A 14,668-nucleotide genomic window follows, 5' to 3' on the forward strand; every position below is an offset into this window, starting at 1 on the left:
GCGCCTCAGTCGGCCGGCGGCAGAGCCGTACGCACGCCGAACGCCTCCAGAATCCGTTCCGCCGCCAGGGTCGCCGTCAACCGGCCCTCTCTGACCTGTCGTTCGAGGTCCGGCGCGGCCTCGCGCACCGCCGGGTCGGCGTGGAGGCGGTCCAGCAGTTCGTCGCGGACCATCGCCCAGGTCCAGCCGACCTGCTGAGCGCGCCGCTTGGCGGTCAGCCTGCCGGTGGAGTCGAGCAGGGTGCGGTGCTGTTCCAGGCGCTCCCAGACCGTGTCCAGGCCCGTCGACTCACGGGCGCTGCAACTGAGCACCGGCGGGCTCCAGAACGCCTCCTTGCCGTGCATCAGGCGCAGGGCGCCCGCCAGTTCACGGGCGGCGGCCTTCGCGTCGCGCTCGTGCGGTCCGTCCGCCTTGTTGACGGCGATCACGTCGGCCAGCTCCAGGACGCCCTTCTTGATGCCCTGCAACTGGTCGCCGGTGCGGGCCAGGGTCAGCAGGAGGAAGGAGTCGACCATCTCCGCGACCGTCGTCTCCGACTGGCCCACGCCGACCGTCTCGACGAGGATCACGTCGTAGCCCGCCGCCTCCATGACCACCATCGATTCCCGGGTGGCCTTCGCGACCCCGCCCAGCGTGCCCGCGCTGGGGGAGGGGCGGACGAAGGCGGCAGGGTCCACCGCCAGGCGCTCCATCCTCGTCTTGTCGCCCAGGATGGAGCCGCCGGTACGGGTCGAGGAGGGGTCGACCGCGAGGACCGCGACCCGGTGGCCCAGTGAGGTCAGCATGGTGCCGAACGCGTCGATGAACGTCGACTTGCCGACACCCGGCACCCCGCTCACGCCGATCCGCCGCGCCCGGCCGCTGTGCGGAAGGAGCTGGGTCAGCAATTCCTGAGCCAGCGACCGGTGCGCGGGGCGCGTGGATTCCACGAGCGTGATCGCGCGGGCCACGATCGCGCGCTTTCCGTCGAGCACGCCCTTCACATACGTGTCGAGATCGATCGATGCCACCCCGAGAGCCCCCGCTACAGCTCGTGGCCCAGGTCGGCCGACAGCCGCCGCACCAGGTCGTAGGCCGCGTCCGGGATCACCGTCCCGGGCAGGAACACCTCCGCCGCGCCCATCTCCCGCAGCGTCGGCACGTCCTGCGGCGGGATCACCCCGCCGACCACGATCATGATGTCCTCGCGGCCCTCCTCGGCGAGCTTCTCGCGCAGCGCCGGGACCAACGTGAGGTGACCGGCGGCCAGCGAGTTCACGCCGACCACGTGGACGTCCGCTTCGACCGCCTGCCGGGCGACCTCCTCCGGGGTCTGGAACAGCGGGCCGACGTCGACGTCGAAGCCGAGGTCGGCGAACGCGGTCGCGACGACCTTCTGGCCGCGGTCATGGCCGTCCTGGCCCATCTTGGCGACCAGGATGCGCGGCCGGCGCCCCTCGGCCTCCTCGAAGGCGTCCACCAGGGCACGGGTGCGGTCCACGTTCGGGGACTTGCCTGCTTCGTTGCGGTACACGCCGGAGATCGTACGGATCTGGCTCGCGTGCCGGCCGTACACCTTCTCCAGGGCGTCCGAGATCTCGCCCACGGTGGCCATGGCGCGGGCCGCGCGCACGGCCAGTTCCAGCAGGTTCTCCTTGCCCTCGGCGGCCCGCGTCAGCGCGTCCAGCGCGTCCCGGCACGCGGTCTCGTCCCGCTCCTCCCGCAGCCGCCGCAGCTTCTCGATCTGCTGGGCGCGTACGGCGGAGTTGTCGACCTTGAGGACCTCGATCGCCTCGTCGTTCTCCACGCGGTACTTGTTCACGCCGATCACCGGCTGACGGCCCGAGTCGATGCGGGCCTGGGTGCGGGCCGCCGCCTCCTCCACGCGCAGCTTCGGGATGCCGGCGTCGATGGCCTGCGCCATGCCGCCCGCCTGCTCGACCTCCTGGATGTGCGCCCAGGCCTTGCGCGCGAGGTCGTACGTCAGCTTCTCCACGTACGCGCTGCCGCCCCAGGGGTCGATGACCCGGGTGGTGCCCGACTCCTGCTGGATGAGCAGCTGGGTGTTGCGGGCGATGCGCGCCGAGAAGTCGGTCGGCAGGGCCAGGGCCTCGTCGAGGGCGTTGGTGTGCAGCGACTGGGTGTGCCCCTGGGTCGCCGCCATCGCCTCCACGGCCGTACGCGTGACGTTGTTGAACACGTCCTGCGCGGTCAGCGACCAGCCCGAGGTCTGCGAATGCGTGCGCAGGGACAGGGACTTTGAGTTCTTCGGCTCGAACTGCGAGACCAGCTTGGCCCACAGGAGCCGGGCCGCCCGCATCTTGGCGATCTCCATGAAGAAGTTCATGCCGATCGCCCAGAAGAAGGACAGGCGCGGCGCGAACGCGTCCACGTCCAGGCCCGCTTCCCGGCCCGCGCGGAGGTACTCCACGCCGTCCGCGAGCGTGTACGCCAGCTCCAGGTCGGCCGTCGCGCCCGCCTCCTGGATGTGGTAGCCGGAGATGGAGATGGAGTTGTAGCGGGGCATCCGCTGCGAGGTGTACGCGAAGATGTCGGAGATGATCCGCATCGACGGCTTCGGCGGATAGATGTAGGTGTTGCGGACCATGAACTCCTTCAGAATGTCGTTCTGAATGGTTCCGGCCAGCTTCTCGGGCGGTACGCCCTGTTCCTCCGCCGCCACGATGTACAGCGCGAGCACCGGCAGCACGGCGCCGTTCATCGTCATCGACACCGTCATCCTGTCCAGCGGGATGCCGTCGAACAGCTGCCGCATGTCGTAGATGGAGTCGATGGCCACGCCCGCCATGCCGACGTCGCCGGTCACACGCGGGTGGTCGCTGTCGTAGCCCCGGTGCGTGGGCAGGTCGAAGGCGACCGACAGACCCTTCTGGCCGGCCGCCAGGTTGCGCCGGTAGAAGGCGTTGGACTCCTCGGCGGTGGAGAAGCCCGCGTACTGGCGGATCGTCCAGGGCTGGTTGACGTACATCGTCGGGTAGGGGCCGCGCAGATACGGCGCGATGCCCGGGTAGGTGCCCAGGAAGTCCAGGCCCTCCAGGTCACGGCCGGTGTACAGCGGCTTGACCCCGATGCCCTCCGGGGTCTCCCACAGCGGCTCTTCGCTCCCGGCCGCCCGCGCGACGGCCGCACGCCACTGATCGGCACTGCCGTCGGCGACCGGCGTCCCCAGCTCGATGCCGGAGAAGTCGGGGATTCCCATCAGGACACTCCCATGCGGTCGAGGGTCGCGGACAGCACGTCGATGGCGTCGCAGCCCGCGAAGACGTACGAGTCGATGCCGGCGTACTCGCCCCGGCCCGCCAGGAACACATGCCGGGCCCCGGCCGCCCTGAGCGACTCGGCGGTCTGCTCGGCCTGTTCGGCGTAGAGCGCGTCGCTGGAGCACAGCACGGCCTCGGTGGCGCCGCTGTCCTCGAAGGCGCCCTCCGTGACCGGCTCGATGCCGCCGGCCTGGAAGAGGTTGGCGGCAAAGGTCGCCCGCGCGGTGTACGCGGCGGCCGAGCCGAGGGTCGCCAGGAAGATCCGGGGGCGGGCGCCGGTCGCGGCCAGGTGGGCGTCGGAGCGGGCGCGCAGCTCCTCGTACGCCTCGTCGCGGCGCACCCGCGGCAGACCGCCGGACGGCGGCTCGGGCGCGGGCTCGCGCTCCACCGGCTTCTCGGCCAGCAGCGGGAACTCGCTGACACCGGTGATGGGTTCGCGCCGCTTGGCGAGCTTCTTGGAACGCTCCGCCCAGGTCGTCGCGAGGTCGGTGCGCAGCCGGCCGGAGCGCAGTACGGCCGCCTGGCCGCCGTCGCGCTCGATCGTCCGGAAGAACTCCCAGGCGGCCTGGGCGAGTTGGTCGGTGAGCTGCTCGACGTACCAGGAGCCGCCCGCCGGGTCGATGACCCGGGCCAGGTGGGACTCCTCGATGAGGATCGTGGAGGTGTTGCGGGCGATCCGGCGCGCGAACGCGTCGGGCAGGCCGAGCGCGTGGTCGAACGGCAGCACGGTCACCGAGTCGGCGCCGCCGACCCCGGCGGCGAGCGTCGCGACGGTCGTGCGGAGCATGTTCACCCACGGGTCGCGGCGGGCCATCATCACCGGCGAGGTCACCACGTGCTGCAGCTGCGCGCCGGGGGCCCCGCAGACCTCGGCGACCCGGGCCCACAGCCGGCGCGCGGCGCGCAGCCTGGCGATGGTGAGGAACTGGTCGGCGGTGGCCGCGTAGCGGAACTCCAGCTGCCCGGCGGCCTGTTCCACGCTCAGCCCCGCCTCGGTGAGTTCTCGCAGATACGCCACACCGGTGGCGAGGGAGGCGCCCAGCTCCTGCGCGGCCGAGCCGCCCGCCTCGTGGTACGGCAGGGCGTCCACGGTGAGGGCGCGCAGCCCGGGGTACTGCCCGGCGCAGCGCGCGGCCAGGGCGGCGTACGGCGCGAAGTCCAGCGCCGTGCCGGTGCGGGCCTCGTACCCGAGCGGGTCGCCGCCCAGATTGCCGCGTACGGCCTCGGCGGCCACGCCCTTGTCCGCGGACAGCCGCAGCAGCGCCTCGGCGGCCCGCACGGTGTCCCGGCCCGCGTCCAGGACGACCGGCGCCAGGTCGAGGTAGACCCCCTCCAGCGCCCGGCCCAGCCCGTCGACCGGGATGCCGCCCTCGCCCAGCACCAGCCACAGCGAGGTGCCGCCGTTCTCCAGGTCGGCCAGCACGGCGCCGTCCGCGAGGGCGGTGTGCCGCTGCCGTACGTCCCAGCCGCCCGCGGTGTTGCCCTCGGGGCGGCTGCCGCGCACATACGGGGCGAAGCCCGGCAGACCGGGGTCGGGCGCGGCGTCGCGCGCGGTGTAGAGGGGCCGGGTGCGCAGCCCGTCCTCCAGCGTCGTGGACAGGGCGTCCTCAGCTGCCGCGCCCGAGACTTCCTTGCCCGACTTGCGCAGCACGCCCTCGACCAGGCGTTGCCACTGCTCGTGCGTCGCGTCAGGGAACTCGGCGGCCAGTGAGAGCCCGTCGTCAGGCAGGACCGTCATGGCTCGGATGCTAGGGCAGCATGCTCAAGTGAGTGCAGCGCGGGGGCTGTGAGGTTTCCCTCCTTGCGCTTGTGACCTCCGCCGCTCAGCCGCCGACGGGCTCCTCGTCGAGGTCCGGGACCAGCGCGCACATGGCCGCGCGCTGGTCGGGGCCCATCGAGTCGGCGAGGGCCTGGCGGACGGTTCCGGCGAGCAGGGTGGACGTCTCGTTCAGGAGGTCGCGCGCCTTGTCGGTGAGGGTGACCTGCACGCCGCGCTTGTCGCCGCACACCGAGGTGCGGACGACCAGGCCGGCCCGCTGGAGGCAGGCGATCTGGTAGGTGAGCCGGGTCTTGGGGCGGCCCAGGAGGTCGGCGACCTGGGTCATGCGCAGTCCGGTGCGGGGCTGTTCCGCCAGCAGGCACAGGACCAGGAACTCGTCGTGCGAGACGTCGAGGGTCTCCTTCACGACCGACCGCAGCCGCTGCTCCACGGCGCCCGTGGCGGCCAGCAGGATCATCCAGGCGCGCAGCTCCGGGGGCAGCAGGCCGTCCGCGGAGGCGGGACATTCGAGCCGGTCGGCGGGGTGCGCGTCGGATGCGGACATGGGTCGAGTCTACCTGTTGTCCAATTTTGGACCAGAAGGTTGTTCAGTTTGGATGAGTGGGTTGTTCAAATTTGGATGAGGCGCTAGCGTGAGCGTCAGTCATCCAAATTTGAATCACCTGAATCCGGAGTACGACCATGACCGTCGCCGTGCAGACAGGCACCTGGCAGCTCGACCCGGCCGCTTCCACCGTGGGACTGCGCCACAAGACCATGTGGGGACTCGTCACCGTGAAGGGCACCTTCACCGCTGCCTCCGGCGGAGGTGAGGTGCACGCCGACGGCTCGGCCAGCGGCACCGTGACCCTGGAGGCGGCCTCCCTGGACACCAGGCACGCCAAGCGGGACACCCACCTGCGCTCGGCCGACTTCTTCGACGCCGACAACCACCCCGAGATCACCTTCGCCGTCCGCGGCGCCGACCGCCTCGACGGCGACGGCGTACGGGTCACCGGTCAGCTGACCGTGCGGGGCGTCAGCAAGCCCGTGACCTTCACCGCGCACCTGAGCGACGCGGGCGCCGACGCGCTCACCCTGGACGCCGAGTTCAGCGTCGACCGCGACCAGTTCGGCATGGGCTGGAACCAGCTGGGCATGATGCGGGGCCTGACCACGGTGACGGCGAAGCTGCGCTTCACGCGCGCGCGGGCCTGAGCCGCCGGCTCAGCCCTTCATGCCCAGCTCGGCCCGGCTCACGTCCTCGGTGGAGAGCGTCTGCGGGGTCGCCGTAAAGGCGCGCAGCCGGATGTGCGTGGCCTTCTTTCCGGGCAGGGGGAAGCCGCCCTTGGGCGCCCGCAACTGGACCGTCGCCGTGGTGTGCGCCGGGATCGTGGCCGGACCGTGCGCGAGCGACCAGTACCGGCTCATGCCCTGGCCGGTCGTCAGCATGTAGTGCGGGGTCAGCGCGCTGCTCCCGGTGTTGGTGACCTTCACCGTCAGGGCCGACAGAGTGTGCGCCGAGGAGCGCCGGGCAGCCGTGACGTCCATCCGCAGCGGCGGCTGCCCCGTCACCGCGAGGGTCGCGCTCACCAGCGCGGGCAGCACCAGCACCGCCACGGCGGCGGCCAGCGCGGGCCGGCGCCGCCGGCCCGTCAGCCACCGGGGGCGCGGCTGCCAGGCGCTCCTGAACTCCGACAGGGGCACGGTGATCGCCGCCGCCAGCCACAGCGGCGTGTACATCAGGTAGTAGCCGTCTTGGGACCGGGTCGCCAGGTAGAAGGCACACCAGGGCAGCACGGTCGCGGCCGGGCCCAGCCGCCGTACGAACAGCACGAACAGCGCCAGCAGGGCCGCGGCGAGCAGCATGCTCGCGTGGCCGTACCAGTCGAGCCGGTCGCTGCCGTGGGTGAAGTACAGGGAGATGTCGACCAGACCCTGGCCGTGCAGTACCGCGCCCTGGGTCAGCGGCAGCGCGATGCCCCGGAACCACGGACCCGGCTCGGTCACGATGAAGTACGCGTTGATCAGCAGCCAGGTGAGGACCGCGATCCCGGCGATCCGCAGCACCACCCGCGTGGCCGCCCGCCCGTCGAGCTCACCGCGGCGCACGGCGTAGATCCCGGCCAGCAGGAACGGCGTGACGAACCAGGGGAGTTGCTGTGCCGCGCACGCGGCCCCGATGCACGCGGCGCGCGCGATCCCGGCGGGACCCAGCCGGCCGCCGGCGCCGAACCGCGGCCAGCGCACCACCACCGGGATCAGCAGGACCAGGCCCACGATCGCCGGGTAGCCCTGACGGGCGTACATCGGCAGGAAACTGAAGCCCAGGCAGACCATCGTGGCCGCCGACCGCCACGGCGTCGGCAGCAGCCGCCACAGCATCACCGCGCCCACGATCAGTACGACCGTCACCGCCAGCGTCGCCGGCGCCCCGGCGTGGCCGAGCCACAGGAAGGGCACGGTGAGCAGCGGTGTCAGCGGGGGATAGCCGTACGTGTAGTCGTAACCGCCGGTCGTCGTCGCGGTCAGGGCGACGCCCTTGATGTGGAAGAGCCACGGCCACGGCTGGTCGTACACCAGGTGTCCGCCGACGATCTGTTTCGCGGCCTGCGTGGTCAGGACCGCCTCGTCGCCGCCCGCGTGGTTCAGCGCCCAGGCGCACAGAGTGAGCGCGATCGCGGTCACCAGCACGACGGCGTCGAGACGGGCCAGCGAACGCGCCCGGCGGACCGTCAGCGTGAGCACGCCGGTCACCAGGATCGAGGCGTAGCAGACGGAGATGACCCCCGCGAGGGCCAGCCTGTGCGTGGCCGCCTGTGTCCATACGGAGCGCGTACCGATGAACAGGCTGACGTCGGCGAGCAGCGTCAGCACGCGATGCCACTGCGCGGGGGGCTCATGGAGTTCCGCGCGGGCGACCGGTACGGCGGACACCGCCGACCGCGTCCGCCGGCCGGCTGTCACCTGCTGTGTTTCTGCCAAGTGCACGGGATCGGACGCTATCGGGGGTGGATGAGCGACACGTGGCCCGGGGTGAAGAGAACGGTATGAGAGAGGTAAGAAGCAGGTGTATTCGTACATGCGCCTCAGGTTGCTCCGGGCGAGATGACGCCGGATCGGTCGCGCAGTGTGTCGCTGTTGGGCCGAACGGGTGACTTGGCGTAAGAATTGGCTGGTGCAGGCATCGAGTGCGAGTCAGGTCGGGGGGAGCCGGTGAGCCGCTACGACGTCACCGATGAACAGTGGGAAGGGCTCGCCCAGGTCGTGCCGCTGCGGGGCCGGGACGCCTGGCCGTCCGCGGTGAACCACCGCTCGCTGCCGGACGCCGAGACCGAGACGCGGCGCCGGTTCGTCGTGCTGCGCGTCAATGTGTTCGCGGACGCCCGGGAAGTCGCCGAGACCCTGATGGCCGGCGCGCCGGTCCTGCTCGACCTGACCGGCGCGGAGACCGAGGTCGCCAAGCGCGTCCTCGACTTCAGCACGGGCGTGGTCTTCGGCCTGGGCAGCGGGATGCACCGCGTCGACCGCAACGTGTTCCTCCTCACCCCACCCGGCACCGAGGTCAGCGGGCTGATGGAGGGGGCTGGGGCGTCGGGTGGCTGACCCCTGGCCCCGGCGGCCGAGGGGGTGCTCGGGGTGGCTGAGTTTGCGGTGGCCGTCGTGTGGCGGGTGCGTGGCCGGAGGGCGCGGTGCCGGTCGTCCGGTGTCACTCGACCGAGTGTCTCCTGGTCCCGTTTGGGCCCGCCCGGCCGCCCGTTCGTAGGAAGGTCTCGGCAGGAAACGGTTCGGCAGGTGGGGCGGCCTTTACGGTCCCGGCATGGCCGTGCCTTCCGTGTCCGCTGAGTCCCCCGCCGTCGGCGCACCCGCCGGGGCCGTCCCCGCGCGGTCCCGGCGGTCCCCCGATGTACGTGCCCGGATCACCGAGCTGCGGCTGTCGGCGTTCGCCGGGCATCGGCGGGCCGGGTTTCCGCTGGGGCCCGTCACCGTGTTCGCCGGGCCCAGTGGAGCGGGGAAGACGACCGCGCTCACGGCGTACGAGGCGCTGGCCCGGCTCGGTGGCGGAGCCTCGCTCTTCGAGGTGTTCCCGGACCCGGTGGCCTGTGTGCCGCAGCGGGCGCGCCCCGACGCCGGAGGGCGGCGCGGCTTCCGGATCGGCTGCACGGCCGACGGCGCCGAGGGGCCGGTCCGGCTCGACGTGGCCGTACAGGCCGAACCGGACCTCAGGATCGTGGGGGAGCGGCTGACCGCGGGCGGGGTCGTCCTGCTGGAGACCGCCCTGCGCGATCCCGGGCGCGGTACCGTCCAGGCGGCCTGGTACACGGCCGGCTCCGCCCCGGTGACCCGCGCCCCACTCCCCGACGACCGCCTCGGCACCGCCCTGCTGCCGCTGCGCGTGGCCGGCAAGACCGACGGGCAGCGCCAAGTGCTGGCCGCCGCCGAGCAGATGGTGGTCGCCCTGCGCTCCGTCTTCCCCTGCGACCCACGCCCCGAGCGCATGCGCACCCCCGTGCCCACCGGCTCCGGCCGGCTGCTGTCCGGCTGCGACAACCTCGCCTACGTGCTGTGGCGCACCCGCGCGGAATGCGCCCGCCGGCACGGCCTGCTGGTCGACGTCCTGCGCGCGGGCTGCGCGGGGCCGGTGACCGATCTCGTCGCGGAGCCGCTGCCGGACGGCACGGTACGGGCGCTGCTCGACCGCGGCGACGGACTGCGCACCGAACTCGCCCGGCTCGGCGACGGCGAACTGCGCTATCTCGCGCTGGCGCTGGTGCTGCTGACCGGGCCCGGCGTCCTGGACGTGGACACCCCGGGCGAGGTGCCCGACGCCCTGCGCACCCTCACCGTCCTCGCCGACGGCTTCGACCGCGGCCTCGACCCCGCCCAGCGCCGGGAGCTGCTGCGGACGGCCGTCCGGATGGGCGAGCGCGGCCACATCCGGTGGGTGGGCGCGGTGAGCGACGCCTCGTGGGCAACCGGGACCGAGGGCGTCACAGTGGTACACCTGGACGTGTGACGGAACCCCTCGACCTGGCCCGACTCCAGCGCAGGCTCGCCGAGTTCGCGGCCGCGCGGAACTGGCAGCCCTACCACACGCCCAAGAACCTCGTCGCCGCGCTCAGCGTGGAGGCCTCCGAACTGGTCGAGATCTTCCAGTGGTTGACACCCGAGGAGTCCGCACGCGTGATGGACGACCCGGACACCGCGCACCGGGTCACCGACGAGGTCGCCGACGTCCTCGCCTATCTGCTGCAGTTCTGCGATGTCCTCGGCATCGACGCACTGGCCGCCCTGGCCGCCAAGATCGACCGCAACGAACGGCGCTTCCCGGTGCAGGGGGCGCACGGCGCGTCCGAGCACCCCCCACGGTCGTAGGGTTGAACTCCGGTATTACTCTCCGGAGTTGAATCGCCTATCGAATCCGAATTGTTGTCCACAGATTTCCGTCTACCTCTGGCTTTTCGCCCCGAGCGGTTTCACTCTGGGTAGTGACCAAGAGCGTTCAAGCGGGCGTGCGAGGAAGCACGCGGAAGGACGGGGGCGACGCATGGATGCGATACGGCTCATCCTGACGAGCAGGCGTGCGCTGGCGTGCGGCGCCGACGCGGCCGAGATCATGGCGGAGGTGTGGCAGGCGCAGGCCCTGGCCCAGGCGATCGGGAGCCGGCTCGCGGTCTCCGGCCCGCCCGAGCTGCGCGGCGAGGCGCTCGGCCTGACCGAACTGGCGGGCCGTGGCTGCGGAGTCCTGGACCCGCCCGAACTCGACCTGGGCGACCTGCGCGCCGCCCAGCTCACCGAGCTGGCCGACGCCCGCGAGACCCTGCTCTGCCTCGGGAGCCTGCTCGGCGAGGTCGGCATGGCCCTGGTCGGCATGGCGAGCGCGGCCGACGACGAGACGACGTACTGGCAGTGCATGGAGGCCATCGACGCGGCCGACGAGTCCCGCGACCGCGTCCTGGAGATGCTCCGCAAGCTGGCGGCGCGGGAGGAGTCATTGGAGGAGAACGGCAACCAGAACAGCCCGTCGGGCGTGTGACCCGGCCGAGAGGCCGCCGCCGTGCACCACGGCGGCGGCCCCCCGGCTGCCTCAGCCGCTCTGCGCGAAGCCGTAGTCGAGGATCTTCGCCGCGTCCTGGAAGCGCTGGTCCGCGGAGGTGTCGGCGAGCACCGTGCCCACGACCGTCCGGCCGCCCCGGGTCGCCGCGAACACGAGGCAGAACTGCGCCTCCGGTCCGGAGCCGGTCTTCACGCCGATCGCGCCCCGGTAGGAGCCGAGCAGCTTGTTGGTGTTGTCCCACGGCTGCATGGCGTGCGTTCCGCCGCCCGGCCGGTAGGACTGCATGTCCTTGTACTCCTTGGTGCCGACGACCTTCTTGAAGGTCGCGTTCTTCAGCGCGACCCCGGCCAGCTTCGCCAGGTCGCGCGGCGAGGCGAAGTTGTTGCCGTTGGACACCCCGTCGAAGGAGTCGAAGTGCGTGTCGGTCAGGCCCAGTTCGCGCGCCTTGGCGTTCATCCCGGCGATGAACGACTTGGTCCGCTGGTCCGTCGTGGACCCCGTGCCGTAGGTGTCCGCGAGCGCGTAGGCCGCGTCGCAGCCCGAGGGCAGCAGCAGCCCGTACAGCAGGTCGCGCACCTTCATCGAGTCGCCGAGGATCAGGTGGGCGCTGGAGTAGCGCTGGGTGTGCGTGGTGGGGTCGATGACGTAGTCCGTGTACTCCTTCTTGATCCTCACCTGGCGGTCGAGGTTCAGATGGGGCTGGGACAGCACCACCAGCGCGGTCATGATCTTCGTCGTGGACCCGGTCCGCAGCCGTCCGTCCGGCTCCTTGCCGAACAGCGCCTTGCCGGTGGCGGGGTTCAGCGCGAACGCTCCCTGGGCCGACACCTGCGGTGCCGTGGCCGCCTGGGCGGGAGCGGCCGCGAGGACGCCCGTACCGAGAACCGCACCCGCCAGTGCCGCTACGACGGCTCTTCTGCCGGCGCGGACCTTGTGGCCGTGGGACATGGTTCCCCCTTCAGTCAGTGGTCAGTTGACGGTCGATCACTATGCCGTGGGTGTGAACGACTTGTGTGTGGACTGTGGGCTCCGCCGCAGCGTGCAACTGATCAAGGCCCCGGGGGGATGACGCGGCCACGATGAGAAAACCGGTGGTCAGCGGGCCTTGATACCGGAAGACTCGGTCATGTGTTCCTGACGATCTCCACGCGCGGCGACGCCGCCCACCCGGCCACCGACCTCGGGTACCTGCTGCACAAGCATCCCGACAAGGCGCAGAAGTTCTCCACGTCGTACGGCATTCCGTAGATACGTAGGTTGAAACTGGCCTACGCTCTGCTCATGGCAGAGACCCAGAGGGCGCTACTCGCGGCTCGGATCAGCGTTGACACTGACGAATCAACGTCCATCCCACGGCAGTTGGAACACCTCCACACGTGGGCTCAGGGACTCAGTCACCCCGTAGCGGGTGTGGTGGAGCACCGTTCGGTGTCCGGCTCTGTAGACCTTCCTGAGCGCCCCTCCATGGGCCCATGGCTCACCGAGGAAGGACGGGAGAAGTGGGACGTCTTGGCAGTCACCACACAGGACCGTCTCAGCCGAGATGATCTCCACTTCATGGCGTTCGTCAAGAACGTTCTGGACTGGGGGAAGACCCTTGTAGTCCTGGATGACCCCTCGTTCGACATCTCCACCGAGACGGGACGGCTCATCGCTTACGCCAAGGCAACTCAGGCAGCAGCAGAGCTGAGGAAGATCCGGCAGCGTGTCTCTGACGCACGGGACTACCTACGCCGGAACGGCCTGTACGCGGGAGGCATCACGCCATTCGGCTACGTCTACGCAGACTCGCCGGACGGGAAGCATTACGTCCTGGTGCCGGAAACCAAGTACGCCAAAGTCTTGAAGGAGATCTCAGAGCGGGTGCGTGCTGGAGTCTCCACCAACCAGATTGCCCGAGAGTTGAACGCCAAGGGAGTACTGACATGGCGTGACCATCTGCGTGTGCTGAGGGGCAAGGACCCAAAGCGCAGGAACGGGAACGCTCTCACAGAGCCCAAGGGAACCAAGTGGACCCCCAGAGTGGTTCAGAACATCCTCTATCACCCTGCCTGTGCCGGCTTCCTCGCGTACAAGGGTGAGCCGTACGAGAATGACCAGGGGAACTTGGTCATGGCGACGGAGTATCCGATTCTTACGAACGCTGAGTGGCAAGCCACCGTAGAGGCAGTCAAGTCCCGTGGCGTATCGCATGTTCGGCGTACCAACCAAGCCTCTTTGCTGACAGGCATCGCACGGTGCGGAGCCTGTGGGGCTCGGATGTTCTGTCACCGGCTCAAGAAGACTCTGGCCACGGGGGAAGTCAAGGTCTACCGGCACTACTCCTGTACGTCACGCTCCAAGGCAATGCCCTGTGCCAGTTCGGCAAGGATTCCAGAGGACACCCTGAACGAGATTTTTGAGGGAGTCCTCTTGGACAAGCTCGGAAGCCTCCCAGAAGTCGTGCAGGTGACCGAGCCGGGGGAGGACCACACAGCAGCGCTTGACCAGGTAACAGCACGACTGCTGCGCCTTGAGAAAGACTATGAGAACGGCAGGTACGACGACCCCGAGAAAGAAGAGTCGTACTGGCGGATGCACGGGAACCTGACCAGAAAGACCAAGGAACTCAAAGCCAAACCGGTACGCCCTGCGGTAACTCGATACGTAGAGACTGGCCTGACGTGGGCTCAGAAGTGGGGAGGCATGAGGACCGAGGAACGCAGGGACTACCTGACAGGCAGGGATGTACGGGTCTACGTCTGGAAGAGCGCACTTCCGAACGCGAGCCATGGCGTCGTCGTATTCTTCGGTGACCTCAAGGAGCTTGCGCTAGCCGCAGGTCTGGAAGCTGGCTCCATGGAAGGGTTCTTGGCGACAGGATGGAACGTACCGGCTCACTGGATTGATCCAGAGCTGAGAGACTTCCCCAGTGGGATCGCTGATACGTCGGACACTCCGGAGATTCTTAGGCAACTCCTTCCGGCGTAACGGAACGCAAAAGAGCCCAGGTTTCCCGTAGTGGGCTACCTGGGCTCTCTGCTGCCCTCTAGTACTCCAGCCGTAGATCGTGATCTTCGTCGCCGGGTTGGATTGCCGGACGACCGGCTATCTTGCCTGGCATGCAAGTAGTGGACTGGGACGAGGTGCGGGCACGGACCATCGCCCTCTACGCACGGCAACGAACGGGCGTCGGCAGGCGAGGTGGTCTCCCAGAGGTCCTGAGGGAGACGCAAGTGCGCCAAGCCGAGGAACAGTTCGGTGTGGCGTTTCCCGATGAGTATCGCCAGTACCTGCTTCGTGTCAGCGCCGGCGGCCGGGTGCGCACGCTGCGGTTTGACGGGGCGCGCTGGGACTGGGATGGCGCCCGGTATGGAGACCATGCGAAGCTGCATGTCCCCTTCCCCGACCATGACACCGCACTCGCGGCGAGCGAAGTTGTCTGGGAGAGCGAGCCGAAGCGGGAGGACTATGTCTCCGACACGGCTTACCAAGCTGATTACGGCGCTTGGCGAGAGGCCGCGGATGCGGCCGAAGACGCTCGGGCTACCGGGGCCATCTTTCTCTGCGACGATGGCTGCGGCTTCTACACGCTTCTGGTGGTCAGCGGGC

At 70.0% G+C, this 14,668-nt stretch carries 12 protein-coding genes and 2 pseudogenes; 8 read left to right on the plus strand and 6 right to left on the minus strand.

Going from position 1 to position 14,668, the window contains the following annotated elements:
* Positions 1 to 5: 5 nt before the first annotated feature.
* The 4 genes from meaB to ACZ5NH_RS40160 all read right to left on the minus strand — a co-directional run bounded on the left by meaB (position 6) and on the right by ACZ5NH_RS40160 (position 5,584).
* Positions 6 to 1,010: a methylmalonyl Co-A mutase-associated GTPase MeaB gene (meaB, locus tag ACZ5NH_RS40145; RefSeq protein WP_468782658.1), complete on the minus strand. Its 1,005-nt coding sequence runs from the start codon at positions 1,008 to 1,010 to the stop codon at positions 6 to 8.
* A gap of 14 nt (positions 1,011 to 1,024) precedes the next feature.
* Entirely contained in the window at positions 1,025 to 3,199 is a 2,175-nt protein-coding gene (gene scpA / locus ACZ5NH_RS40150; protein WP_388624766.1) for a methylmalonyl-CoA mutase, read from the minus strand.
* Entirely contained in the window at positions 3,199 to 4,998 is a 1,800-nt protein-coding gene (locus ACZ5NH_RS40155; RefSeq protein ID WP_468782660.1) for a methylmalonyl-CoA mutase family protein, read from the minus strand. Before ACZ5NH_RS40155 ends, scpA begins: the two co-directional genes overlap by 1 nt.
* A gap of 85 nt (positions 4,999 to 5,083) precedes the next feature.
* The gene (locus ACZ5NH_RS40160; RefSeq protein ID WP_468782662.1) at positions 5,084 to 5,584 is read right to left on the minus strand and encodes a MarR family winged helix-turn-helix transcriptional regulator; all 501 of its coding nucleotides are present in this window, start codon (positions 5,582 to 5,584) and stop codon (positions 5,084 to 5,086) included.
* A gap of 137 nt (positions 5,585 to 5,721) precedes the next feature.
* Between ACZ5NH_RS40160 and ACZ5NH_RS40165 the strand changes: the two genes are divergently transcribed.
* On the plus strand, positions 5,722 to 6,237 hold the full coding sequence (locus tag ACZ5NH_RS40165) for a YceI family protein (RefSeq protein WP_468782665.1): 516 nt from the start codon (positions 5,722 to 5,724) through the stop codon (positions 6,235 to 6,237).
* Between the two features lie 9 nt (positions 6,238 to 6,246).
* On the opposite strand, the gene ACZ5NH_RS40170 is transcribed toward ACZ5NH_RS40165, so the two are convergent.
* Entirely contained in the window at positions 6,247 to 7,956 is a 1,710-nt protein-coding gene (locus ACZ5NH_RS40170; protein ID WP_468782680.1) for a hypothetical protein, read from the minus strand.
* A 279-nt stretch (positions 7,957 to 8,235) separates the two neighbouring features.
* On the opposite strand from ACZ5NH_RS40170, the gene ACZ5NH_RS40175 reads away from it, so the two are divergent.
* The 4 genes from ACZ5NH_RS40175 (at position 8,236) to ACZ5NH_RS40190 (ending at position 11,056) form a co-directional block, all read left to right on the plus strand.
* Positions 8,236 to 8,625 (plus strand): cell division protein SepF, encoded by a 390-nt coding sequence (locus tag ACZ5NH_RS40175; RefSeq protein ID WP_468782667.1) that lies wholly within the window; start codon positions 8,236 to 8,238, stop codon positions 8,623 to 8,625.
* Between the two features lie 214 nt (positions 8,626 to 8,839).
* Positions 8,840 to 10,036 (plus strand): AAA family ATPase, encoded by a 1,197-nt coding sequence (locus tag ACZ5NH_RS40180; RefSeq protein WP_468782669.1) that lies wholly within the window; start codon positions 8,840 to 8,842, stop codon positions 10,034 to 10,036.
* A complete protein-coding gene (locus ACZ5NH_RS40185) occupies positions 10,033 to 10,395 on the plus strand; it encodes a nucleotide pyrophosphohydrolase (protein ID WP_468782671.1) in 363 nt (120 codons plus the stop codon). Before ACZ5NH_RS40180 ends, ACZ5NH_RS40185 begins: the two co-directional genes overlap by 4 nt.
* Before the next feature lie 172 nt (positions 10,396 to 10,567).
* Positions 10,568 to 11,056, plus strand: coding sequence for a DUF6099 family protein (locus tag ACZ5NH_RS40190; protein ID WP_451553337.1), 489 nt, complete (start codon positions 10,568 to 10,570; stop codon positions 11,054 to 11,056).
* A 51-nt stretch (positions 11,057 to 11,107) separates the two neighbouring features.
* Here the strand turns inward: ACZ5NH_RS40190 and ACZ5NH_RS40195 are convergent, their stop codons facing one another.
* Positions 11,108 to 12,025 carry a D-alanyl-D-alanine carboxypeptidase family protein gene (locus tag ACZ5NH_RS40195; RefSeq protein ID WP_468782673.1) on the minus strand — a complete coding sequence of 306 codons (918 nt, stop codon included), beginning with the start codon at positions 12,023 to 12,025 and terminating at the stop codon, positions 11,108 to 11,110.
* A 180-nt stretch (positions 12,026 to 12,205) separates the two neighbouring features.
* Between ACZ5NH_RS40195 and ACZ5NH_RS40200 the strand changes: the two are divergent.
* The 3 genes and pseudogenes from ACZ5NH_RS40200 to ACZ5NH_RS40210 all read left to right on the plus strand — a co-directional run.
* A pseudogene (locus ACZ5NH_RS40200) lies at positions 12,206 to 12,316 on the plus strand (hypothetical protein); the annotation flags it as partial.
* 42 nt (positions 12,317 to 12,358) lie between these two features.
* Entirely contained in the window at positions 12,359 to 14,047 is a 1,689-nt protein-coding gene (locus ACZ5NH_RS40205) for a recombinase family protein (RefSeq protein WP_468782675.1), read from the plus strand.
* 245 nt (positions 14,048 to 14,292) lie between these two features.
* Positions 14,293 to 14,668 (plus strand): annotated as a pseudogene (locus tag ACZ5NH_RS40210) (SMI1/KNR4 family protein); the annotation flags it as partial.

The organism is Streptomyces sp. NPDC031426 (genome assembly GCF_055581585.1).